Source organism: Pseudonocardia sp. ZF1, assembly GCF_056835605.1.
In genome coordinates this window covers 1,977,327-1,999,571 of record NZ_JAJNBY010000001.1, presented here as the reverse complement: position 1 = coordinate 1,999,571, position 22,245 = coordinate 1,977,327, and the positions used below count along the sequence as shown (strand labels likewise).

Sequence of the window (22,245 nt, the reverse complement as noted above, 5' to 3'; positions counted from 1 at the left end):
TGACCGGCAGCGGGGGGCGTTCAAACCGGTCCACCGCAGCGGGACGATCCGTCGTCGTCATGAGCACCTTTCCTGAGAAGTGCGGATCGGCCGGACCCGGGCGGGCCGGCTCACCCGGGGTCGTGACGGGCGATGAGCTCGGCCCGGGTGCGGACGCCGAACTTCGCGTAGATGCGGGTCAGGTGGTACTGCACGGTCTTGGTGGACACGTGTAGCTCCGCTGCCACCTCACGGTTGGCCATACCGCGGGTGACGAGCTCGGCGACGGCGGTCTCCTGTGGCGTCAGGTCGACCGCGGCCCGGTCGTCGCGGCCGGCGCCGATCCCACCGGCCCGGACCTCCCGATCGCACCGCGCGACGTAGGTCGTCGCCCCGAGGGAGTCGAAGAGCTCGCGCGCGACGAGCAGGACGGTGTCGGCATCGCGTCGCTTGCCCGCCCTGCGGAGCGTCTGTCCGTACGCGAAGTGGATCCGGGCCCGGTCGTAGCGCAGCGCCATCCCGTCGAGGGTGCGCAGGGCCGCCTCGAACGACGACGTCGCGGCGTCGATGTCGCCGTGCGCGCCGTGCCACCTGCCGCGGGCGTAGCCGAGCCGGGCGGCGGTGGAGCGGTGGCCGCGTTCCGCCGCGCGGCTCTCGTGCGGGCGCAGGAACCGGTCTGCCTCGTCGAGCCGCCCGGTCATCACCAGGGCGTTCGCGTAGACGTCCGTCCACGGCCACCACCCGGGTTCCTCCAGGCATCCACCGGAGCCGGGCCGGTCGAGCGGGGCGAGCACACGCACGACACGTTCGTAGTCGGCCGCCGACTCGGCGATGTGTGCCCGCGCGAGCACCGCGGGCACACGCATGATCTCGTACGCCGTACCCCACGACTCGCTGCGGCGGGCGGCGCGGTCGGCGGCGTCGGACTCGCCGCGCAGGGAGTGCACCTGCGCGGCGGTCCACTCGATGAGCGGCATCGTCAGGGCGATGCCGGTGCGCTCCCCCAGCGCGCGGCCGCCGTCCACCGCGGCGAGCGCGCCGTCCCAGTCGCCGCCGAGGAAACGGGCGCGGGCAAGCCAGCCCCAGGCCCACAGGGAGATGCGGGACGAGCCGCCCAGCTGGGTCGTCGGGGTGGCGCTCTCCAGCTCCGGTCGGGCCTCGTCGACGTCGTCGGTCACGACGGCGAGCCAGCCTCGGCCCATCGTGATCCGCTGGTGCTGGGCGCCGTGGCGGATCTGGTCGGCGGCCAGCCGGTAGGCCTCGGCCGCACCGGCGGGATCACCCGAGGCGGCCAGTCCGAGACCCCGGATCGCGGCAGCCTCCACCGCTTCGGGTGAGCCCGGCTCGGCACGGTGTGCGACGCGGTCGGTCCAGTCGACGATGTCGGTCCCCCGGCACCGTCCGAGCGCGTGGAGCACATGGCGTTGCGCGACCAGTGCAGCGGTGCGGGGGTCGGCGTCGGCATCGGTGAGCTCCCAGGCCCGGCTCAGCCGGGCACCGGCCTCACCGGCCTTGCCCTCGATGATCGCGAGGTAGCCGAGAACGGCGTTGCGCAGCGGCGTCTCCCGCAGGCTCTCCACCACCGGGACCAGAGCCTGTGCATCCAGACCCTCTCCGGCGCCGATCATCGCGTCGACGGCCCGGGTGAGGCGGCTCTCGCGCCGGGCCCGTTCGTCGGTCAGCCGGCTCGCGTCGAGCAGCAGGCCTGCCACGGTGCTCCACCGGCCGTCGGCTGCCGCCTCGTCCGAGAGTGCGTCGAGGCGTTCCGCGAGTTCCGGGTCGCGACCGGTCGTGGCGGCGGCGAGGTAGCGCAGGCACCGATCCGGCTGCTCGACCAGGGTGGCGGCGCGCCGCCGGAGCTCGGCGGCGCGGGCGGGGCCGAGGTGGTCGAGCACCGCGGCGCGCACCATGGGATCGGGCGGACCGACCGTGGGTCCCAGCTGCCCACCGCCCCGGGTCACCAGCCGGGCGGCGGACGCCTCGCCCAGCGGCCCGAGGACGTCGTCGAGCTGGGCGAGACGGGCCGCCTCGTGCAGCTCGACCCGTTCCCCCAGAACACAGACGGCCTCCACCAGGGTGCGTGCGTTCTCATCGAGCAGATCGAGCTCGGCGCGGACGGCGACCGACACCGCCGCCGGTGGGGGGAGCCGCAGGAACGGGTCCGCCCACTCGTCGGGGTCGACCTCGTCGATCAGGGCCGTGACGTGGCGTGGGTTGCCCCGGGTGTGGCGGCGCAGCCGCTCGGCCGTGAGCGGCGTCAGCGGGCGACCACGCGCGGCGGCGATCGCCGCGACACTGCGCACGTCGAGCGGATCGAGGCGCACGGTGCCCTCGGCGTGTGCCAGGACCTCGTGGTGCTCCCGATCCGCGCGGGCGGGGTCGAACGCCAACACGACGAGGACCGTCGTCCGGGGATGATGGGCGACCAAGGTGCTCAACGCCTGGAGCGACAGCAGATCGGACTCGTGGGCGTCGTCGACGACGACCAGCCCGGCTCCGTCACCGATCCGTCCGGCGAGGCGCTCGGCCCACTCGAACGCGGTCCCGTCCACCTCCGGCGTCCCGAGGAGCTGCGCGACCACTCCGCCCGCACGCGACCGTTCCCAGCGCGCCGCACGTCCGCGGAGCACCACGCCGTCGGACGTCCGTGCGACGGCGTCGAGCACGGCGGTCCTGCCCGACCCCGGCGGGCCGGTCAGCGCGACCATGCACGCGGCGGTGGCCGCGCGCCGCCGGTACGCGGACAGCTGGGTGACGACGGTGTCACGCCCTTCGAGCAGCATCATGCATCCGATCCTCGTGGTCACGACACCGGGCCGGGACGCGCGACGTGACGTCCCGGCACCGGCTCCGGGCTCACCCCAGGTCGCCGCCGGCCACCGGCAGGATCGTCCCGGTGATGTAGGACGCCTCGTCGGACGCCAGGAACGTGAGTGCGGCTGCCTGCTCGTCGAGCGTGCCGTAGCGCTTCATCAGCGACGACTCGGTCGTCTGCTCGACGATCGTGGCGTACCAGTCACGTTCCTGCTCGTCCTGCGGGGCAGGGCCGCGCGGGGTCCGTCGCGGCGGGGCGTCCGTGCCACCGGGGGCGGTGGCCACGACCCGGATCCCGTGCGGGGCCAGCTCCAGGGCCAGGGTCGAGGTGATCGCGTTGACCCCGCCCTTCGCCGCCGCGTACGGCACCCGGTTGAGCCCGCGGGTGGCCACCGAGGAGACGTTCACGATGGTCCCGCCACCCTGTTCGACCATGTGCGGGGCGACCGCGCGGCAGCACCACAGGGTCGGCCACAGCGACCGGTTGATCTCGGCCTGGATCTGCTCGGGCGGGTAGTGCTCGAACGGCTTGGCCCAGATCGTGCCACCCACGGTGTGGATCGAGACGTCGATGCGTCCGAACCGTTCGATCGCGGCGTCGACGACCGCCGAGGCACCCTCCCAGGTCTCCAGGTCGGCGGTGACGCCGATCGACGTCGACTCCTCGGACCCGTCCCCGGCCAGTTCGTCGGCGAGCTCGTGCACGTGCTCGGCGCGGTCGGCCAGCACGAGCGTGCCGCCCTCGGCCGCGATGCGCCGGGCCGTGCACTCTCCGATGCCCTGTGCCGCGCCGGTGACCAGCACGACCTTCCCGGCGAAACGGCCCGGCGTGACGAACCGGGGCCGCCGGCGTTCCTCGGTGTCGCGCATGGCGCGACGCATCGTGTCCTTGGAGTGCTGCGCGTGCTCGACGATCAGGGCCCGCGCGGCGTCACGGTCCCCGGCCTCGAACGCGTCGACGATGTCGAGGTGGTCCTGCGCGCAGTCCGGGTGGCACCACACCGCGGACCGCAGCGTCTCCGCCATCGCCCCCTTGACCCCGAGTGCCTGGTAGGCGTGCAGCAGGTGCTCGTTGCCGGTCAGGGTGAACAGGTAGTCGTGGAACGCGGCGTTCGTCTCGGTGTAGGTGTGCGCGTCGGTGAAGCGCGCGTTCTCCCGGTCGACGTAGGGCACGGTCGCCTGGGCGAGCAGCCGGTAGCCCGCGATCCGCTGGCTGTCGATCCGCCCGATGACCAGCTCGAGCGCCCCGAGCTCGAGGCCCTGACGGGCGTCGAAGATCGCGTCGGACTTCTGGATCGACGGGTGCTCCTCACCGATCTCGTAGCCGTCGGCAGCGACCACGACGGACTCCGCGGGGCGGGACGCGGGCGCGGGCTCGACCAGCGGCCGGAGGTCGTCGGAGCGTCCGAGCTCCTGGGCCTGCATCGACCGCGCGTCCGCGCTGACGATCAGGTCGGCGTCGTCGTCGAGGTCGGTGAGGTCCCCACCGGCGCCGAACGCGGCGCTGATCTGCTGACCGGTGATGCGCCACACCGCGTCGGCGGACCCGACCGACTCCGGCCGGCCCCCGCCGAACAGGGGCTCGGGGTCGCCGAACATCGTGACGGCCTGCCCGTTGATGCCACGGCCCTCCCGGCCACCGAGGGTCTGGAAGTGCCCATCCACATCGGACGGCGCGGCCACGGTGGTCTCGGGCTCGGCCGGTTCCTCGGTCTCGGCCTCCGCACCGTCGGTGTCGGGTGTCTGGGCCGAGGGCTCGGGGGCGGCCTTCTCCCCCGCCTTCTCGTCCGGGGCGGCGGCCAGCGCGAACTTCTCGAAGTAGAATCCGGCCGGCTCGTGCCCCTCGTCGGAGAAGAACGTCCGCACCGCCTCCACCATCGGCGGGGGGCCGCATAGGTACACCGCGGCGTCACCGTGGTGCAGGTGCTCGGCCTCGATCAGCGCGGTCACGTAACCCTGGTTCGGCGCCGCGGTCTGCTTGTCGGCGACGCAGTAGTCCCAGGTGAGACCGGTCTTCTCGGCCAGGCCCCGCAGCGTGTCCAGCTCGACGACGTCGTCGTCGGTCGTCGCGCCGTAGAACAGGTGCACCGGCCGCTCGCTCCCGGTGGCCGCCAGCGTGCGCAGGATGGACAGGATCGGGGCCAGCCCGGTCCCGCCGGCGAGCAGCAACAGCGGCGCCTCGGACTCGCGCAGGAAGAAGCTGCCGTGCGGGCCGGTCAGCTCGATCTCGTCGCCGGCCGCGGCACGCTGGTCGAGGTACTCCGACATCGTGCCGCCGGGCGTGATCTTCACGAGGAAGCTCAGCTCGGTCTCGTCGGGCCCGTTGGAGAACGAGTACGACCGGGTGACCTCTGTGCCCGGCACGGCGATGTTGACGTACTGGCCGGGCAGGAACGCCAGCTTGTCGCGCTGCTCGATCTCGATGCGCAGGTCGACGGTGGTGTCCGACAGACGGTTCACCGCGGTGACGGTGCCCCGGTGGGTGGCCGCCGAGGTCTTCGCGACGGCCGAGGTCGTGGCGATCTGCACGACCATGTCCGAACGCGGCGTGGCCTGGCAGGCCAGCAGGTAGCCCTGTTCGGCCTCGTCGTCGGTCAGCGCGTCCTCCAGGTACGAGCCGCCGTCGTAGCTGCCGGACTCGCAGAAGGCCTTGCAGGTGCCACACGCCCCGTCGGAACAGTCGACGGGAATGTTGATCCGGGCCCGATAGGACGCGTCGGCGACGCTCTGGTCCTCGCGGCACTCGATGAACCGGGTGACCCCGTCCTCGAACGACAGCGCGACCTTGTGGGCCGCCGTACCGGTACCGGTGGAGGACGGAGCGTCAGCGGTGACGGTCATCGCCGTCCTCCCTTCTAGAAGTGGTAGATGTCGACGACGTGGTGGATGTAGTCGTTCTTCAGCACCACGGTCTTGCGGCGGATCAGCGGGGCGTCCCCGGAGAAGTCGATCGTGTAGAACGACGTGCCGTAGTACGGGTCGATGGTCTTGTACCGGAAGTACATGGTGTGCCAGTTGAACCGGATGTCGACCAGGTCACCTCGGCGCTCGATGACCTCGACGTTGGAGATGTTGTGGCTGGTCCGCGGCTCGGGGATCGACGTCGCCGACGACCGCTCGGTCCGGATCCGGAACACCCGGTCCTCCAGGCCTCCCTTGTTGCCGTAGTAGATCAGTGAGATCTCGCGCTGCGGGTCCTCGGTGAGCCGGTCGTCGTCGTCCCAGGACGGCATCCAGTAGACGACGTCGTCGGCGTAGCACTCGAGCCACTTCTCGAACTCGCGGTCGTCGAGGTAGCGGGCCTCGCGGTAGAGGAACTGCTCGATCATGTTCTGCGTGATGAGCTTCCCGCCCGTGGCCGGTGCGGCGGTGCCGTTGCGCTTCTCGGTGGTGGTCATCGCGTGTCAGCCCTTCGCCGCAGCGGTCGTCGACGTGGCGCGGGTGGTCCGCCTGGCGGTGCTGCCGGAACCGGTGGACGTTCGCCGCCTCCCGTTGCCCTTGGCGGAGCCGTTGCCGTTCACAGAGCGGTTCGCACCCGCTCCCTCCCCGTTCGCGGCACGACGGTCCTCGGCGGTGAGCGAGCCGTGCCCGTGCGCGTCGTGCCCGTCACCCGCGGCCTCCTTCGCCGCGGCGGCCCGCATGATCTTCTGCCAGTAGCCGTGCTGGACGGGGTAGAGGCCCTCGTCCTCGTTCTTGACCCCGGCGGAGATCACGCCGTTCATGTCGAGGGCCTTGGCGACCTCGTCGGGGCCGGTGAGCCAGTGCTCGGCTCCGCGGGACATGTCGTTCCACGGCGCAGTGGTGGCGTGGAAGGTGAGCTGGCAGGAGCGGAACTCCTCCAGGTCGTCCGGGGTGGCCATGCCCGAGGCGTTGAAGAAGTCCTCGTACTGGCGGATCCGGTGGGCGCGGGCGGCGTCGCTCTCCCCCTTGGGTGCGATGCAGTAGATCGTCACCTCGGTCCTGTCCGGCGCGATGGGCCGGAACATCCGGATCTGGGTGGAGAACTGGTCCATGATGTAGACGTTCGGGTAGACGCACAGGTTGCGGCTGCCCTTGACCATGAACTCGCCCTTGGCGTCGCCGAACTGCTCCTTGAGCGTGTCCATCTCGCTCCACAGCGGGCGGTCCTGCGGGTTCGCCGCCCACGTCCACAGGCACAGGTGGCCGTTGGGGTACGACCAGTAGCCCCCTCCGGACTTGCCCCAGCCGCCGGCGTCGAGCGCCTTGGTGTCGTTCGTGGACTCGCCCGAGCCACGTCGCGACGTGGTCGCGGCGTAGTTCCAGTGCACCGAGGAGACGTGGTAGCCGTCGGCGCCGTTCTCGGCCTGGACCTTCCAGTTCCCGTCGAAGGTGTAGGACGAGCTGCCGCGCAGCACCTCCAGGCCCTCCGGGGACTGGTCGACGAGCATGTCGATGACCTTGGTGGTGTCGCCCAGGTGCTCGGCCAGCGGCACGACGTCGGGGTTCAGCGACCCGAACAGGAACCCGCGGTAGGACTCGAAGCGCGCCACCTTCGTCAGGTCGTGCGATCCCTCGGTGGCGAAGTTCTCCGGATAGCCGGCCCCGTCGGGCTCCTTGACCTTCAGCAGCTTCCCGTCGTTGCGGAAGGTCCACCCGTGGAACGGACAGGTGATGGTCAGTCGGTTGTCGGTCTTACGCCGGCAGAGCATCGCTCCGCGGTGGGCACAGGCGTTGATGAGGCAGTGCAGTTCACCCTGCTTGTCACGGGTGATGAGAATCGGCTGCCGGCCGATGTGACCGGTGAGGTAGTCACCATTGTTCGGGAGCTGGCTCTCGTGCGCGAGAAAGATCCAGTTCCCCTCGAAGATGTGCTTCATCTCCAGGTCGAAGATCTCCTCGTCGGTGAAGATCCGACGGTTGGCGCGGTAGATGCCGGCGTCCCGGTCCTCGACGACGGCCGATTCCAGCAGGGTCTCGAGATGCGCGAGGTCTTCGGTCATGACGGTCCTCCGTGGTGGTCACTCCGGTGTGCGCCGGATGGCAGCGTCACAGGCAAGTTCGCATGTGCCGCTCCTGCGCACACTGGGTGGATGCCCAGTCCTGACCCAGGGGGTGCACCGAATCCGTCGATGCGGACCCGGTGCGTCCCATTCGAGACCGACATGGTCAGAAACGACCGATCAGACATCAGTTCCCTGCGACCGGAGCCGAGTCCCGGGTCGCCGGCCGTCGCACGGACGGCCGATGGGTCGCCGGAACCACCCAGGTCAGCAGTCCACCGACGACCGCCAGGGCTGCGAGTACGTAGAAGATCGAGTCGAGCGCGAGCCCGGAGGCCACCATCAGTCCTCCCACCAACGGACCACCGACACCGCCGAGCCGGCCGAACCCGGCACACCACGCGACTCCGGCGCTGCGCACGCTCGTCCGGTAATAGGTGGCGACGAAGCCGTAGATCAGGATCTGGGTTCCGCTCGTGCCCAGACCGACGATGGCGACAAGGGCCATCAGGGCGCCCAGCGGCAGGTCGATCGTCATCAGCACGATGGCAACGGCCCCGACCGCGAAGCTTCCCGCGACCACCCGCTTGGGCCCGAAACGGTCGGCCAGACGGCTGGCGAACAAGGCCCCCAGGACAGCACCGCCGTTGAGAACGAGGAGGAATCCGAGGGAGCCCGACGTCGAGAAGCCGGCACGACCCATGAGCTCGGGCAACCAGGTGTTGAGCGCGTACACCAGCAGAAGACCGACCGCGCTCATCAGCCCCAGCAGGATGGTCGGCGTCAGATAGTCACGGAAGAGTCCGCCGAAACCGGGCCGACCGTCGGCCTCCTGATCGGAGGTTGCCGAGTCCGTCGGGCGTGCCGTGATCTCGGCCAGGGGGATGCCGCAGCGTCGCGCAGTCCTCTCGGCCTCCTCGACCCGTCCCCGCGACATCAGCCACGCCGGGGACTCGGGCATCCTGAGCAGCGCGAGCGGCAGCAGGGTGACCAGTGGCAGACCGCCGATCAGGAGCATCCCGCGCCATCCGATGACCGGCAGGAGCAGGATGGCGAGCAGCGCGGCGAGGAGGCTCCCCAGCGGTACCCCCGAGTAGGTGATGGCGTTGCAGAGGTTCTTCCTGCCGGGCGGTGCGAACTCCGCGACCAGAGCGCCGGTCGTGGCGACCAGAGCCCCTACCCCGAGACCCGTCACGAAGCGCAGGACGCCGAAGGCCCCGGCCGACGCGGTGAAGGCGGTCGCGAGCATCCCGACCGAGAACCAGGCGTAGGCGGTCAGCATGACCTTCCGACGACCGACGATGTCCGCCACGCTCCCCGCCATCAGCGCACCGACCAACACTCCGACCAGCGCGTAGCTGCCGAGAGCTCCGGCCAACGTCGGGTCGACCGGACCGATGTGGCTCGCGTCCCGCAGGAAGATCGGCACCAGGGTGCCGTACACGACGAGGTCATACCCGTCGAAGATCAAGCCCACGAGCGCGAGCCCGACGATCCATCTGATGGTGCGGCGCCGCAGATCCGGCTCACCCTCATCGGCCCTTGCCTGACCTGCTGACGTCATCGTCCACTCCTCCGTGTGCCGGCACCGCCGGTGACATGATTTCGATCTGCCCGGCCGAGATCCGATTCTTCAGCCGGCAGGTCCGGTCCCGATTTCGCATCAAGAACGGGGTCGGCGCACATAGTGCGCAGGCGCGAAAGCAAGAGTCAAGGACAGGTAAAATACTCGCACAGGCGGCTTTCATCCTGGTCGGCGGCGCTGACCGCCGAACGGACCCCGACATATACCTAGCCCCGACCAGGACATCACTGATCGATGCCGGGTCTAGTTTCAGAAGGATTCAGTCTTTGCGGCTGCAGGATGGGCCGAGATACGGTCCCCATGGAGGTGCTTCGTGGACCTACGACAGCTCAGGTACTTCGTCGCAGTGGCCGAGACGCGCCATTTCAGCACTGCTGCGACACGCCTGCAGATTGCCCAGTCCCCGCTGACCCACGCAATCCGTCAATTCGAGTCACAGCTCGGCACGGCCTTGTTCGTGCGGTCGACCCGATCCGTGGAGTTGACTGCCGCCGGTCGAGCGCTGTTCGACGAGGCTCCGGGCATTCTCGCGTCCATTGGGTCGACCGAGGACCGGCTGTCCCAGATGGCGGTCGGACACCGTGGTGTGCTGACCGTTGCCGCGACGGGCCTCGCCGCCTACCGCATCCTCCCCCGCATGGGACGGTTGCTCGCGGAGCTGCTACCCGGCGTCGCGCTCCGCTTCGTCCCTGGTCTGCTCACCGCTGCCCAGGAGGAGGCGCTGGTCGGCAACAGGGTCGACGTCGGAATCATCCGGCCACCCTCGCGGCACGGGTCCCTCGGCACCCGGACCCTGGTACGGGAACGCATGGTCGCCGCCGTGCCGGACGGACCGTTCGCCCGGCGTGAGTCCCTGACGCTCACCGACCTCAACCGCTCCGGCTTCGTCATGTACGGGGTGCGCGACTCCGTCGTCGACGCGATCGTCACCCGGGCCTGCCTGCGGGCCGGATTCCTCCCCCACCGGACCGCGGAGTCCGCGGACACCGCAGTACTGCTCGCGCACGTCGCCGGTGGGCGCGGAGTGGCCGTGCTGCCGGAATCCGTACGCGCGCTCACCGTCGACGGCGTGCACTACGTTCCGCTGGCCGACGACGTCCACACGGAACTGGCGCTCGCGTGGCGCTCCACACACATCTCGGACACCCTCCGGGAGATGCTCGAGATACTGACCGAGAACGCGGCACGTCTGGCTTCCCCACTCGGCGCTTCCACCGGACGGCATGGCCCTCAGCTGAAGGACACCGCTGTACCGCCCGCCGGGGTGTAGACGACCGAGGCGACCGCGGGGTCCTGCGGACTCGCGCAGATCAGGCCCGACACACTCCGCCCGGGGGCCACCGTGTCAGCCGGGTCCGGCCGTCGAAGTCCCGGAACCGGCACCTGGCGACGTAGCTGCCGGTGATGTCGCCCCCGTCGGGCGACCTTGACGCTGCCGTGTGTACCCATCGGCAACGGTGGTCGGGCCACTCGATCACCTGCCGCTCGATCGATCCCCGCGCAGTTGTCGTCGGGTCCGTTGGATTCGATCCACCTGAGGGCTGCGTCCGCGCCGGTGCAACGCCCTGAGCTGCGACGCAGTGCGGCGGTCCGGGCTCGAACCGGCAACCTGACGGGTCCTGAGTCCCGTGCGGGATGGTGGTCGGCCATGGTCTGCAATCCACGTTCACGCTGCTGGAACGCTTTTTCGATCATCAGCAGGGACGGACGGTGCTCGCCCACCCGCAGGCGTCGGCGTGGGGGAATCCGTGTGGTCGATCAGGCCACGCAGTGCATGTCTGGAGTGGTCGTCTGATCCGTGGTCGGCGTGTCCGCGTCCGCAGGTCAGGATTCCGAGGTACCGACCGGCGATGCCCGCATCGGATCGGAGGACGCGCGGAGGGACAGGCCATCCCGACCGTCGATCTCTGCGCAGGCGATGTGGTCCGGTCGTCCCGCACGGCTGACGAGACCGCCCGAGATCCGGGCCCGGTCGGCCCGCTGGAGGGACCAGGTCCCGTCCCGTCCCCGGACCGCGCAGGAATGCCACGGGGTGGTCCAGGCGTCGTCGGCCGGCACCAGGCGCACCCCCAGCTTCGACGACCCGGCGGGATGCGGGTGGATGGACAGCCGGACGCCGTCGGGGAAGCGGTCGGCGACCAGCGCGCTCCAGGCGTTGCTGCGGGCCACGACCCGGTAGGAGCGCTCCCGTGAGCGACGCTGCAGAGCGGCGCGGCTGCCCTCGTGGTCGGCCGCGTCCTCGACGAGGAACCGCACGATCCCCAGGTAGAGCGCGCGTTCGGCGGGGTCGGTACGGCAGCGCTGCCGCAGCTGCTCCACCGACGGGGCCCACAGCCGGTCCAGCAGCGCACGGCGCTCGTCGTGGCTGCGTCCGGGGTAGGCGTGGGAGAGGTCGAAGAACTCGAACCCGGGCAGCCGCTCGGCGGCGGCGAGGTCGCGCAGGGCCGCGCCGTAGTCGTCGACGTGCGGGTCGGGGACGCCGATGAGATCGGCGAAGACATGGCCGTCGGAGCAGACGAGCACGCGCGCACCGGGCTCGTGCACGGCGGCGATCTCGGCGCGGACCCTGTCGAGGTGGTGCAGCGACAGCCGCTCCCCGGCGTCGGGGAGCCTGCCGAGCACCTTGGCCGGGTTCGGTGACTTGCAGGGGAACGCCGGCAGCACCAGCCGCAGCGGCGTCCCGGCGGTGACGGCGGCCCGGATCTGGGCGCGCTGCGGGGCGAAGGCGGAGCGGTCGGGCGCCGGCTCGTCGCGGGGGGCGCGCCGGTGGCGCAACAGGATGTCGAGGACGTCCTCGACGACGGCGTCGATGCGGGTCCGGTCGGCGACCGGGTCCGGGGCACAGGTGATCAACGATGCTCCGATCGGCGGGTCGCCACGGGGTGGCGACGGTGTGGTGGGTGTCGGTCGGGTCAGCGGGCGTGCGACGACACGTCGTGGGTCACGGGCAGTGCGCGGACACCGCGGCCCAGCACGGCCGGGGTCCAGTCGAGTGCGGCGGGATCGGTGGCGAACCGCATGCCGGGCAGCCGGGAGAGCAGGGTGCCCAACGCGACCTGCAGCTCGACGCGGGCCAGTGCGGCACCGGGACAGAAGTGGATGCCGTGTCCGAACGCGAGGTGCGGGTTGGGGCTGCGGTCGAGCACCAGCTCGTCGGCTCGGTCGAAGCGACGCGGGTCGCGGTTGGCCGCGCACAGCGACACGATCACCGAGTCCCCGGCGGGGACCTCCCGGCCGTGCAGGTCGTCGGTCTCGGCGAGGAACCGCCAGGTGGTGAGCTCGAACGCGCTGTCGTAGCGCAGCAGCTCCTCCACCGCCCGCGGCAGCAGCGCCGCATCGGCGGCGAGCCGGTCGAGCTCGTCGGGACGGTGCAGCAGCGCGACCAGTGCGGTGGTGATCTGGTTGGTCACCGGCTCCTGCCCGGCGACCAGCAGCTGGAACACCATGGAGTCGAGCTGCTCCGCGGTGAGGTCGCCGGCGTCGCGGGCCGCGACGAGGCGGGTGAGCAGCCCGCCGCCGGGCAGGTCACGGACGCCGTCGACGACACGGGCGATGTAGTCCTGGAGCCCGTGCAGCAGCCCTTCGTAGTGGGCGCGGCGCGGGTCGGCCGGCCCGACCGGGGCGACGACGCCGCCCCACTCCCGCCGGAACCGCGACGCCAGCTCCTCGGGCAGCCCGATCGCCAGGGCCAGCGCGGCGAAGGGGAAGTGGGCGGCGAACCCGCCGACCAGGTCCACCGGCTCATCGGTGGCCGTCAGGTCGTCGGCGAGCCGGTCGGCGATCTCCTGCAGCCGGGGGCGCAGTTCCTCGGCTGCCCGCGGGGTGAAGGACTCGGTCACCAGCCGTCGCATGACGGTGTGGGTGGGTGGGTCCTGGTGCAGCAGGTGGACCTGGAGCTGGGAGTGCTGCGGTTCGGGCATGATCGACGCCCGGGCCCGCCACCCGTCGTTGCCCAGGCGGTGGTCCTTGCCCAGACGCCGGTCGTTCAGGGTGGCGTGGGCGGCGTCGTAGCCGGTCACCAGCCAGGCGTGCACACCGGACGGGAACGCCACCCGGTGGACCGGGCAGCGCCCGCGCAGCTCGGCGTAGAGCGGGTAGGGGTCGCGCTTGTAGTCCGGTCCGACGAGCGGGACCGGCTCGGTCTCGTGGTGGGAGATCATCGTCGTCCTCTCAGATCCGCAGGTCGGGACGGGCGTGGTCGAGCCACAGGGCGAGGTCGACGACCCGCTCCAGGCGCAGCCGGGTGCCCCAGTCGAGGCCCTCGGCGGGCGCGTCGAGCAGCGGGTCGATCCGGGTGCGGTCGACGACGTCGGTGACGCCGTCGACCGTCAGGGCGTCGCGGGCCAGCTCCTGCAGCCCGGTGGTGTAGCCGGGGTCGTGGGTGGCCGGGTAGTGGTTCTTGGCCCGCCACAGCACCGACTCGGGCAGGTGCTTCGCCCCGGCGTTGCGCAGCAGCGACTTCTCCCGTCCGTCACGGGTCTGTTCGCTCCACGGGACCGAGAACGCGTACTCGACGAGACGGTGGTCGCAGTAGGGCACGCGGACCTCCAGCCCGTGCGCCATCGACAGCCGGTCCTTGCGATGCAGGAGCTGGCGCACCCACCTGGTGAGCGACAGGTGCTGCAGCTCCCGGGAGCGGTGCTGCTCGGGTGACTCGTCGTCGTGGTGCGGGACGGCGGTGAGCGCGTCGGCGTAGGTGTCGGCGCGGAACTCGGTGATCCGCATGGCGGCGGCGAGGTCGGGGTGCAGCGGGACGGCCGCGTCGTCGCCGGTGACCAGCAACCACGGGAACGTCGCCGCGGCCCGCGGGCGCTCGGCGTGGAACCAGGGGTAGCCGCCGAAGACCTCGTCGGCGGCCTCCCCGGACAGCGCCACCGTCGAGTGCTCGCGGATCCGGCCGAACAGCAGGTAGAGCGAGGTGTCCATGTCGCCCACGCCGATCGGCGAGTCCCGGGCCGCGACGACCGCGCGCCGGTGCTCCAGGTCGAGCAGCGCCGCCGGGTCGAGCACGGTGACCGAGTGGTCGGTCCCGATGTGCGCCCCGGCCTCGGCCGCGTAGGGGGTGTCGTGCCCGGTACGCAGCACGTCGCCGGTGAACTCCCGCGCCTGGTCGGCGTAGTCGACCGCGTAGGAGCGCAGGACCGCGTCGGGTCCGCGGCGGTCGCGCAGCTCTGCGGCGGCGAACGCGGTCACCACCGAGGAGTCCAGCCCGCCCGAGAGCAGGCTGCAGATCTCGACGTCGGCCTCCAGCCGGGACCGGGCGGCCCGCTCGACGAGCGCGGCGACCCGCTCGGCCGTCGCCTCGGAGGTGTCGGTGTGCTCGTGCAGCTCCAGCTCCCAGTAGCGGCCGGTGCGGACGCCGTCGGCGTCGGCAACCAGCCAGCCGCCCGGCGCGACCTCGTGCACGTCGGCGTAGACGCCGGGCCAGGTCGAGAACAGCAGCGAGTAGCCCTCGCGCAGGCTCTCGACGTCGACGACAGGGTCGATGCCGGGGTGGGCGAACAGCGCCTTGGGCTCGGAGCCGAACGCGACGCCGCCGGTCGGGGTCCGCGCCCAGTACAGCGGCTTGACGCCGAGCCGGTCGCGGCCCAGCACGAGCCGCCCGGTCGGCTGGTCCCACACCGCGACGGCGAACATCCCCTCCAGCCGCTCCAGCGCGGCGATCCCCCACTCCCGGTACGCGGCGAGCACCACCTCGGTGTCGCTGCGGGTGTCGAACCGGTGCCCGCGCGAGCGGAGCTCGGCGCGCAGCTCGTGGTGGTTGTAGACCTCGCCGGAGTAGGACAGGACGGTGCGGGTTCCCTCGCTGCCGGCGAGCATCGGCTGGACACCGCCGTCGATGTCGATCACGGCCAGGCGGCGGTGCCCGAGCGCGGCGCGCTCGTCGTGCCAGACCCCGCCGGCGTCGGGCCCGCGGGGGATCTGGGTCGCGGTCATGGCCTCGGCGATCGCCCGCAGCCCCGCCGGGTCGGCGACGGGGACGGGCTCGGCCAGGCCGGCGATGCCACACATCAGGTGTTCTCCTCGGTGGTGGGACGGCCGCGGTGCCCGATCAGCAGCAGCGCGGCGACGACGGCCGTGACGGCCGCGACGGTCAGGGCGGGACGGGTGGCGAGCACGGTGCCGTGGGAGTTCCACGCGAGCGCCGCGGCGGCCGGGCCGACCGCGAAACCGAGTGCGCGGGCGCACTGCACGCCGGCTCCCGCCGTCGCCATCCGCTCCCGCGCGGCCCCGGCGAGGACGAGCACCTGCGTGGGGCCGCCGTAGAGGCCGGTCCCCAGTCCGGCCAACGCCACCCGCCAGGCGATGTCGACCGGGGTCCACTCCCCGTCGGGCAACGCGGCGAGCAGCGCGAAGCCGACCGCGGCGAGGGCGACGCCCGCGACCGCCACCGCGCGCGGGGAGAAGCGGTCGGCGAGCCGTCCCGCGGGCGGCCCGGCCACGACCATCCCCAGCGGGAACGCCAGCAGCACGAACCCGGCGGCGGCGGGCCCGGAGCCTCCGGCCTGCAGTCCGACCGCGACCAGGTAGGACGCGGCCGCGAACGCCCCGGCGAGCAGGGCCACGGCCACGGTGGGTGCGGTGCCACCGGGTCGCAGCGCGGCGGCGACCGAACGCGCCCCGGGGCGGGCCCCCCACGCGACGAGCGCGGCGACCCCGGCCACGACCGCGACCGTCACCGCCGCCGGGCCGGTGAGCAGCCCGGTCGCGACGGCACACACCACGCCCAGCCCGGCGACGAGCAGGGTGGCGTCGACCAGCCCCGCGCGGTCCGGCCCGGCGAGCACCCCGGCGACGATCCGGGAGCGGCGGACCAGCACGACCGCGGCCAGCGACACGAGCACCGCCGGGAGGAACGCGACGCGCCAGCCCGCCAGCTCGATCAGCGGTCCGCCCACCGCGGGCCCCAGCACCCCGCCGACCGGTCCGGCCGTCGCGGGCACCGCCATCGCGCGGCCGCGACGCTGCGGGGCGACCGCGGCCATCGCGAGGACCGGCATCAGCACCATGAGCACCGCGCCGCCCACACCCTGCAGCGCGCGCAGCCCGACCAGCACCGGCAGCGACGGCGCGACGACCGCCGCGAGGTTCGCGGCCGCGAACACGGCCACGGCGAGCAGCAGGGCGGGCCGGGCCGCGACCCGGTCCAGCCAGCGGCCCGCGGGCAGCAGCAGCGCCACGGTCGGGATCGCGTAGGCCAGCACCACCCACTGGACGGGCCGGGGATCGGCATCGAAGCCGTCCGCGATCCGTGGCAGTGCCACGTTCACGACGTTCATGTCGAACATCGCCACGAACGACAGCAGTCCCGCGACCGCGACCGCCGCCCGGTCGTCACGTACCGCGCCGACGGGTTCCGCCGCTGCGCCCCCGGCCATTCCACACCCTCCCGTCACACACCGTCGGGTGACGAGTCGTGACCAGGAGTGGTCGAGTTCCCGGGCGTTACGGCCGAATGGCGCGATCCACATCACACAACCGTGACGACGAACGGAGGAACCGGAGGCTCCCGAACCCCGACTGGTGAGGTGTTCCGACGACGACACCGAGAAGGACGTGTGAGGGTGCGACGACACCGACGGGCGGTCACGACGGCACTGGCCGCCGTCGCCACGGCCGTGCTGCTGGCCGGATGTGGCGGCGGCGATCCGGCCGCCGGCGACCACGCGGGCCACGAGGGCATGGACATGGGCGGGTCGTCGGCGGGCGGTGCCGGGCACCCAGCCGCACCCGCCTGCCCCCCGGTGCCGCAGCTCGCGGCCGCACCGGAACGCGTGGTCACGATGGACGGCGGCGCCGCCGCGATCCTGACCGAGCTCGGTCTGCGCGAGCGGATCGTCGGCACCGCGGCACCGGACTTCTTCACCGCCTTCACCGGCGCCGAGCGGACCGAGCTCGACTCGATCCCGGTGCTGGACCCGGGACAGGGGAACACCGAGTCGATCGTCGCGGCGAAGCCCGACCTCGTGGTCGGGATCTCCAGCTACAGCTTCGGCGGCTTCGACGGCACACCGTCGGTGGAGCGGCTGCAGCAGGCCGGCGCGGCCAGCCTGGTGGCCTGCGACGACACCCCGTCGCCGGTGCGGAACATCGACGACACCTACACGTTCGTCCAGCAGACCGCGGCCGTGTTCGGCGCGCAGGCGCAGGGCACGCAGCTCGTCGACCGGATCAGGGCCCAGGTCGCCGCCGCGACGCCTGCCCCCGGCACCGCGCCGGTGCGTGTGCTGGCCCTGTCCTCGGCTCCGCAGACCGGCCAGCCGCTGATGACCCAGGGCGGCTCCGGGCTCGCCAACGGCATCATCACCCTCGCCGGCGGGGCGAACATCGCCGCCGACCAGGACAGCGACTTCGCGAGCCTGTCCGCCGAGCAGGTCGCCGCGCTCGACCCGCAGGCGATCGTGGTGATCACCGGGTTCTCCCCGCAGAGCGACGCCGAGCTGACCGCGGCCATCCGGTCCAGCCCCGCTCTCGCCTCGACGACCGCGGTGCGCGAGAACCGGCTGGTCACCGTGCCGCAGTCGATCACCCTGTCCCCCAGCGTGCTCAACGGGCAGGCCGTCGCCGCCATCGCGAAGGGCATCCACGGCACCGGATGACCACGCACGAGGAGGCGGCGGGGACCGGCCGGGCGCCGGTGGCGCCCCCGGCCCGGCCGGTCCCCGCGACCGGCGGCCTGCTCGGCCGGGTGCCGCCGGCGGCCGTGCTCGCCGGGCTCCTGCTCGCCCTGCTGGCCTCGGTCGTCGTCGCGATCGGACTCGGCCCGGTGTCGATCCCGCCCGGCCGGGTGCTCGACGCCGTGACCGCCCACCTGACCGGGGGTGTGTCGGGGATCGACCGGGCCGAGGACTTCATCGTCTGGGAGCTGCGCACCCCGCGGGTGCTGCTCGGTGTCGTCGTGGGGGCCGGGCTGGCCGTCGCCGGGCTGCTGGTGCAGGCCATGGTCCGCAACCCGATCGGCGACCCCTACATCCTGGGGCTGTCGTCGGGGGCCTCGGTCGGCGCGGTCCTGGTCATCACCACGATCGGCACCGCGACGGCCGGGCTGTTCACGCTGCCCGCCGCGGCCTTCACGGGTGCGCTGCTCACGGGGCTGGGCGTCTTCGTCCTGTCCCGGGTCCGCGGGCGCCTGCACGCGACCCGGATGGTGCTCGCCGGGGTCGCGGTCGGGCAGCTCCTGGGCGGTGTCACCTCGTTCCTGCTGCTGCGCACCCGCAACACCGACGCCCAGCAGCAGGTCCTGTTCTGGATGCTCGGCAGCCTGGCCGGGGCCCGCTGGGACCTGCTCGCACTGTCCGCCGCGATCGTCGGCGTGCTCCTGGTGCCGCTGTGGTGGCAGGCGAACCGGGTCAACCTGCTCGTCCTCGGCGAGGACGCCGCGTCGGCGCTCGGGACCGACCCCACCCGGCTGCGGGCGGTGCTGTTCGTCCTCACCGGGCTGCTGACCGGGGCGGTGGTGGCGGTGTCGGGCAGCATCGGGTTCGTCGGTCTCGTCGTCCCGAACCTGGCTCGGCTGCTGTTCGGCGCCGACCATCGCCGCACCCTGCCGGTGTGTGTGCTGCTCGGCGCGCTCGTCGTGGTCTGGTCCGACACGGCCGCCCGGCTCGTGCTCGCCCCGACCGAGCTGCCGATCGGCATCCTCACCGCGGCGATCGGCGTGCCGTTCTTCCTCTGGGTGCTGCGCCGCAGCGCGACCGGGGCGGTGGGCGTGTGAGCGCCCGGCTTGTGATCGACGGCGTCAGCGTCGGCCACGGCGGGGACCCGGTCGTGCACGACGCGACCCTGACCGTCCCCGACGGTGCCGTCCTCGCTCTCGTCGGGCCCAACGGATCGGGCAAGTCCACCCTGCTCAAAACCCTGTACCGGGCGCTCAAGCCGCTGCGCGGGCACCTGCTCCTCGGCGACGACGACCTGGCCGCGATGGCGCACCGCGACAATGCGCGCGCGGTCGGGGTGCTCACCCAGGACGACACCGGCGGGTTCGACTTCACCGCCTGGGAGGCCGTCATGCTCGGTCGCTCCCCGCACCTGGGGACCTTCGGCCGCCCCGGGCCCGGTGACGCCGCCGTCGTCGCCGACGCCCTGGACCGCACCGGATGCACCGCGTTCGCCGCCCGCCCGCTGTCGGAGCTGTCCGGCGGGGAACGGCAGCGGGTGCTGCTGGCCCGCGCGCTGGCCCAGCAGCCGCGGGTGCTGGTACTCGACGAGCCGACCAACCACCTCGACCCCCGCCACCAGCTCGGGGTGCTGCGCCTGGCCCGCGACCTCGGGACCACCGTCGTCGCGGCGCTGCACTCGCTCGACCTCGCCGCGCAGTACGCCGACCTGGTCGCCGTCCTGGCCGAGGGCCGCATCGCCGCGGTCGGCCCACCGGCCGAGGTGCTGACCCCCGGCCTGCTCGCGGCGCACTTCCGGGTCGGCGGGTCGATCGTCGCCGACCCGGTGACCGGGACACCCCGGGTGCTGCTGCGCGAGCTGGACGCCGGTCAGGCCACCTCGTGACCACACCGGCACCGGGCGCCGTCCTGACAGCCACAGGCGCACCCCGGTATACAGCCGCACGCCGCGTTGCCGACCACGTAGAGGACCGCGCCCGTGCCGGCGCAGCAGGGGCGGGAGGCGCGTTCGCCACCGGCGCGAGCCGCGAGCAGCCCGGCCAGCAGGTCCACCCCGGACGCCGGTTCCTGACACCGGAACGCCTCGTGCAACTGCGTCAGCCGGTCCGCGACCACTCGGCAGTCCGGACATCGGCGGAGATGGTCGAGGACGAAGGAGTCCTGCGGCCGGTCCTCCCCGTCGAGCGACGCGGACACGGCCTCCCGGCACCGCTCGCAACAGCTCACACCGCACAGGTCGTCCGCATCGACCGGTCGGTTCCCGGAACGCACGAGCGATGAGCGGACCGTTGCCCGGCGACACCGAGGAGGCCTACCGTCGCCTCGCCGAGGCCGCCGCGGGTACTGCGCCGGAGACCGTCGCAGCACTGGTCCGAACGACCCAGCAGCAGGTCCAGACCCTGCTCACCCGCCTGACCGGGTCCATGTCGGTCGAGAGGCCGGCGCTGGAGACCTATCGCCTGGCCCTGGGCGTCACACCGGCCCTGCGCGCGGAGGAGGATGCAGAGCTGGTCGTACTGCAGGTCGCGATCACCGTCGCCGAGCAGGACGGAGCCTTCGGTCTCCGGTCGGTGTCCCGCGGCGGGGGATCACCGCAGGACCTCGTCATGACGCTGCCTCGGGACCTGCGGATCGCGTTCGTCCTGACCCAGTCCCTCGGGCTCACCTACGCGCGGGCCGCGACGGTGTGCGACGTGACCGCAGCGGAGATCCGGACACGGGTCGCCCGAGCTCGGGAGCGTCTCCTCGCCCACACCGACCCGCTGCGCACGCACCCCGGCCCCGGTCCCGGCCGGACCCGGCCGTGGTGAAGCGGAGCCGCCCGGGAATGCACCCGGCCCTGACGGTCCACGTGCGGATTTGCCGGATCGGCACGTCTTCTGGTCGACCTGCTGGGCGGCCCGGCATCGTTCCCGTCATGACACGTCCTACCGACACCGGAATGCCGTGGCCCTCCCCGGAGGACACGCCGCAGACGTACTGGGACGCCTTCCACGGCGGGCTCGATGTCCCCGACGAGATCCCCACCCCCAATCCGCTGCTCGTCGAGGAGGCCTCCCGGCTACCGCGGCGGGGGGCTGCCCTCGACCTCGGGTGCGGCACCGGGGGCGACGCGATCGGGCTGGCCGGGCTCGGCTGGCGGGTGACGGCCGTCGACGTCTCCGGTGAGGTCCTGCGACGGGCGGAGTTCCACGCCGGGCGAGCGGGTGTGCAGGTCGACTGGCAGCGCCACGACCTCACCGAGACCTTCCCGGCCGGGCACTACGACCTGGTGTGCTCCCAGTTCCTGCACTCGCCCACCGAACGGCCCGGTCAGCGCACGGCGATCCTCCGGCGGGCCCTGGACGCCGTCGCCCCCGGCGGCTCCCTCCTGGTCGTCGGACACGCCGGCGTCCCCGCGTCGATGGCCGGGACGCCGTTCGACGTGGACCTGCCCGGGCCCGGCGAGCTGCGCGCCGCGCTCGACCCGGACCCCGCGGTCTGGACGGTCGCGGCCGAGCGGACCGTCGACCGCGGGATCGTCACCGGACCCGACGGTGAGCCGTTCGCCCGAGCGGACACCGTCCTGCGGCTGGTCAGAGCCGGATGACCCCCCGGCGGTGGGCCCGCGTCCCGCTCCCCGTCACGGCTGCGCGTACGGCGGAGCGGGGTCGTACTGGATGTAGCGCTGGACCTCCCGGGCGTGGTCGGGGCCGTGCAGCTGCCCGACCACCCATAACGCCATGTCGATCCCGGCCGACACCCCCTGGCTGCTGACGACCCGGCCGTCGGCCACCCACCGTGCCTCCCGGTCGACGTCGACGCCCCGCTCTGCCAGGGCGTCCTCCGCCAGCCAGTGGGTGGCCATCCGGTGTCCGCGCGCCACGCCGCTCGCGAGCAGCAGGAAGGCCCCCGTGCAGACGCTGGTCGTCCAGGTCGCGGTCTCCGCCACCCGGGCGAGCCAGGACAGCAGGACGGGGTTGTCGACCTCGCGGTCCGCGCCGTGCCCGCCGGGGACCACGACGACGTCGAGTGCGTCGTGGTCGGCGAACCGCGCGTCGGGCACGACCTGCAGCCCCTTCGCGCAACGCAGTGTCCGCACCTCCTGCGCCAGCAGCAGGACCCGGTCGGGTTCGCCGCCCGCCCGTTCCCGCAGGAACGACGACGCGGTGAACACCTCCCACGGCCCGACGAAGTCGAGCTCCTCTGCTCCGTCGAACACCACCACACCGATCGTGCGCATCATCGCCGTCCCGCCCCGACCCGTCCGGGTCGTCTCTCGACCTCGAGCACACCGACCTCGATATCA

General features: G+C 72.6%; 16 protein-coding genes. 6 read left to right on the top strand and 10 right to left on the bottom strand.

What is annotated here, in order from left to right:
- Window positions 1–110: 110 nt before the first annotated feature.
- From ZF1_RS09920 to ZF1_RS09900, 5 genes are all read right to left on the bottom strand, one after another.
- Window positions 111–2,765: a helix-turn-helix transcriptional regulator gene (locus tag ZF1_RS09920; RefSeq protein WP_482637074.1), complete on the bottom strand. Its 2,655-nt coding sequence runs from the start codon at window positions 2,763–2,765 to the stop codon at window positions 111–113.
- A gap of 70 nt (window positions 2,766–2,835) precedes the next feature.
- The gene (gene benC, locus ZF1_RS09915) at window positions 2,836–5,634 is read right to left on the bottom strand and encodes a benzoate 1,2-dioxygenase electron transfer component BenC (protein ID WP_482637073.1); all 2,799 of its coding nucleotides are present in this window, start codon (window positions 5,632–5,634) and stop codon (window positions 2,836–2,838) included.
- A gap of 14 nt (window positions 5,635–5,648) precedes the next feature.
- On the bottom strand, window positions 5,649–6,191 hold the full coding sequence (gene benB, locus ZF1_RS09910; protein WP_178376405.1) for a benzoate 1,2-dioxygenase small subunit: 543 nt from the start codon (window positions 6,189–6,191) through the stop codon (window positions 5,649–5,651).
- Window positions 6,192–6,197: 6 nt separating this feature from the next.
- The gene (gene benA / locus ZF1_RS09905) at window positions 6,198–7,754 is read right to left on the bottom strand and encodes a benzoate 1,2-dioxygenase large subunit (protein WP_482637072.1); all 1,557 of its coding nucleotides are present in this window, start codon (window positions 7,752–7,754) and stop codon (window positions 6,198–6,200) included.
- Between the two features lie 187 nt (window positions 7,755–7,941).
- Entirely contained in the window at window positions 7,942–9,318 is a 1,377-nt protein-coding gene (locus ZF1_RS09900; protein ID WP_482637071.1) for an MFS transporter, read from the bottom strand.
- Window positions 9,319–9,652: 334 nt separating this feature from the next.
- On the opposite strand from ZF1_RS09900, the gene ZF1_RS09895 reads away from it, so the two are divergent.
- A complete protein-coding gene (locus ZF1_RS09895; protein ID WP_482637070.1) occupies window positions 9,653–10,609 on the top strand; it encodes a LysR substrate-binding domain-containing protein in 957 nt (318 codons plus the stop codon).
- Between the two features lie 554 nt (window positions 10,610–11,163).
- Here the strand turns inward: ZF1_RS09895 and ZF1_RS09890 are convergent.
- From ZF1_RS09890 to ZF1_RS09875, 4 genes are read right to left on the bottom strand one after another with little or no spacing between them, the layout of a single operon-like run.
- A complete protein-coding gene (locus ZF1_RS09890) occupies window positions 11,164–12,192 on the bottom strand; it encodes an L-tyrosine/L-tryptophan isonitrile synthase family protein (protein ID WP_482637069.1) in 1,029 nt (342 codons plus the stop codon).
- A gap of 59 nt (window positions 12,193–12,251) precedes the next feature.
- On the bottom strand, window positions 12,252–13,499 hold the full coding sequence (locus ZF1_RS09885; protein ID WP_482637068.1) for a cytochrome P450 family protein: 1,248 nt from the start codon (window positions 13,497–13,499) through the stop codon (window positions 12,252–12,254).
- Window positions 13,500–13,509: 10 nt separating this feature from the next.
- Window positions 13,510–15,351 carry an asparagine synthase (glutamine-hydrolyzing) gene (gene asnB / locus ZF1_RS09880; protein ID WP_482637067.1) on the bottom strand — a complete coding sequence of 614 codons (1,842 nt, stop codon included), beginning with the start codon at window positions 15,349–15,351 and terminating at the stop codon, window positions 13,510–13,512.
- Entirely contained in the window at window positions 15,351–16,718 is a 1,368-nt protein-coding gene (locus ZF1_RS09875) for an MFS transporter (protein WP_482637066.1), read from the bottom strand. The genes asnB and ZF1_RS09875 overlap by 1 nt, the downstream gene beginning before the upstream one ends.
- A gap of 186 nt (window positions 16,719–16,904) precedes the next feature.
- Here ZF1_RS09875 and ZF1_RS09870 point away from each other — a divergent pair, with 186 nt between their 5' ends.
- The 5 genes from ZF1_RS09870 to ZF1_RS09850 all read left to right on the top strand — a co-directional run bounded on the left by ZF1_RS09870 (window position 16,905) and on the right by ZF1_RS09850 (window position 21,546).
- Entirely contained in the window at window positions 16,905–17,939 is a 1,035-nt protein-coding gene (locus ZF1_RS09870) for an ABC transporter substrate-binding protein (protein WP_482637065.1), read from the top strand.
- Window positions 17,936–19,054: a FecCD family ABC transporter permease gene (locus ZF1_RS09865; RefSeq protein WP_482637064.1), complete on the top strand. Its 1,119-nt coding sequence runs from the start codon at window positions 17,936–17,938 to the stop codon at window positions 19,052–19,054. Before ZF1_RS09870 ends, ZF1_RS09865 begins: the two co-directional genes overlap by 4 nt.
- On the top strand, window positions 19,051–19,842 hold the full coding sequence (locus tag ZF1_RS09860) for an ABC transporter ATP-binding protein (protein WP_482637063.1): 792 nt from the start codon (window positions 19,051–19,053) through the stop codon (window positions 19,840–19,842). Before ZF1_RS09865 ends, ZF1_RS09860 begins: the two co-directional genes overlap by 4 nt.
- A gap of 391 nt (window positions 19,843–20,233) precedes the next feature.
- Window positions 20,234–20,767, top strand: coding sequence for a sigma factor-like helix-turn-helix DNA-binding protein (locus ZF1_RS09855; RefSeq protein ID WP_482637062.1), 534 nt, complete (start codon window positions 20,234–20,236; stop codon window positions 20,765–20,767).
- A 107-nt stretch (window positions 20,768–20,874) separates the two neighbouring features.
- The gene (locus tag ZF1_RS09850) at window positions 20,875–21,546 is read left to right on the top strand and encodes a class I SAM-dependent methyltransferase (protein ID WP_482637061.1); all 672 of its coding nucleotides are present in this window, start codon (window positions 20,875–20,877) and stop codon (window positions 21,544–21,546) included.
- A gap of 33 nt (window positions 21,547–21,579) precedes the next feature.
- On the opposite strand, the gene ZF1_RS09845 is transcribed toward ZF1_RS09850, so the two are convergent.
- A complete protein-coding gene (locus tag ZF1_RS09845) occupies window positions 21,580–22,182 on the bottom strand; it encodes a DJ-1/PfpI family protein (protein ID WP_482637060.1) in 603 nt (200 codons plus the stop codon).
- Window positions 22,183–22,245 lie beyond the last annotated feature (63 nt).

What these genes read in the sequence shown, in the direction of transcription:
- ZF1_RS09920 (WP_482637074.1), bottom strand. Translation starts at nt 2,765, where the DNA reads ATGATGCTGCTCGAAGGGCGTGACACCGTCGTCACCCAGCTGTCCGCG.
- benC (WP_482637073.1), bottom strand. Translation starts at nt 5,634, where the DNA reads ATGACCGTCACCGCTGACGCTCCGTCCTCCACCGGTACCGGTACGGCG.
- benB (WP_178376405.1), bottom strand. Translation starts at nt 6,191, where the DNA reads ATGACCACCACCGAGAAGCGCAACGGCACCGCCGCACCGGCCACGGGC.
- benA (WP_482637072.1), bottom strand. Translation starts at nt 7,754, where the DNA reads ATGACCGAAGACCTCGCGCATCTCGAGACCCTGCTGGAATCGGCCGTC.
- ZF1_RS09900 (WP_482637071.1), bottom strand. Translation starts at nt 9,318, where the DNA reads ATGACGTCAGCAGGTCAGGCAAGGGCCGATGAGGGTGAGCCGGATCTG.
- ZF1_RS09885 (WP_482637068.1), bottom strand. Translation starts at nt 13,499, where the DNA reads ATGATCTCCCACCACGAGACCGAGCCGGTCCCGCTCGTCGGACCGGAC.
- asnB (WP_482637067.1), bottom strand. Translation starts at nt 15,351, where the DNA reads ATGTGTGGCATCGCCGGCCTGGCCGAGCCCGTCCCCGTCGCCGACCCG.
- ZF1_RS09875 (WP_482637066.1), bottom strand. Translation starts at nt 16,718, where the DNA reads ATGGCCGGGGGCGCAGCGGCGGAACCCGTCGGCGCGGTACGTGACGAC.
- ZF1_RS09865 (WP_482637064.1), top strand. Translation starts at nt 17,936, where the DNA reads ATGACCACGCACGAGGAGGCGGCGGGGACCGGCCGGGCGCCGGTGGCG.
- ZF1_RS09855 (WP_482637062.1), top strand. Translation starts at nt 20,234, where the DNA reads ATGAGCGGACCGTTGCCCGGCGACACCGAGGAGGCCTACCGTCGCCTC.
- ZF1_RS09850 (WP_482637061.1), top strand. Translation starts at nt 20,875, where the DNA reads ATGACACGTCCTACCGACACCGGAATGCCGTGGCCCTCCCCGGAGGAC.
- ZF1_RS09845 (WP_482637060.1), bottom strand. Translation starts at nt 22,182, where the DNA reads ATGATGCGCACGATCGGTGTGGTGGTGTTCGACGGAGCAGAGGAGCTC.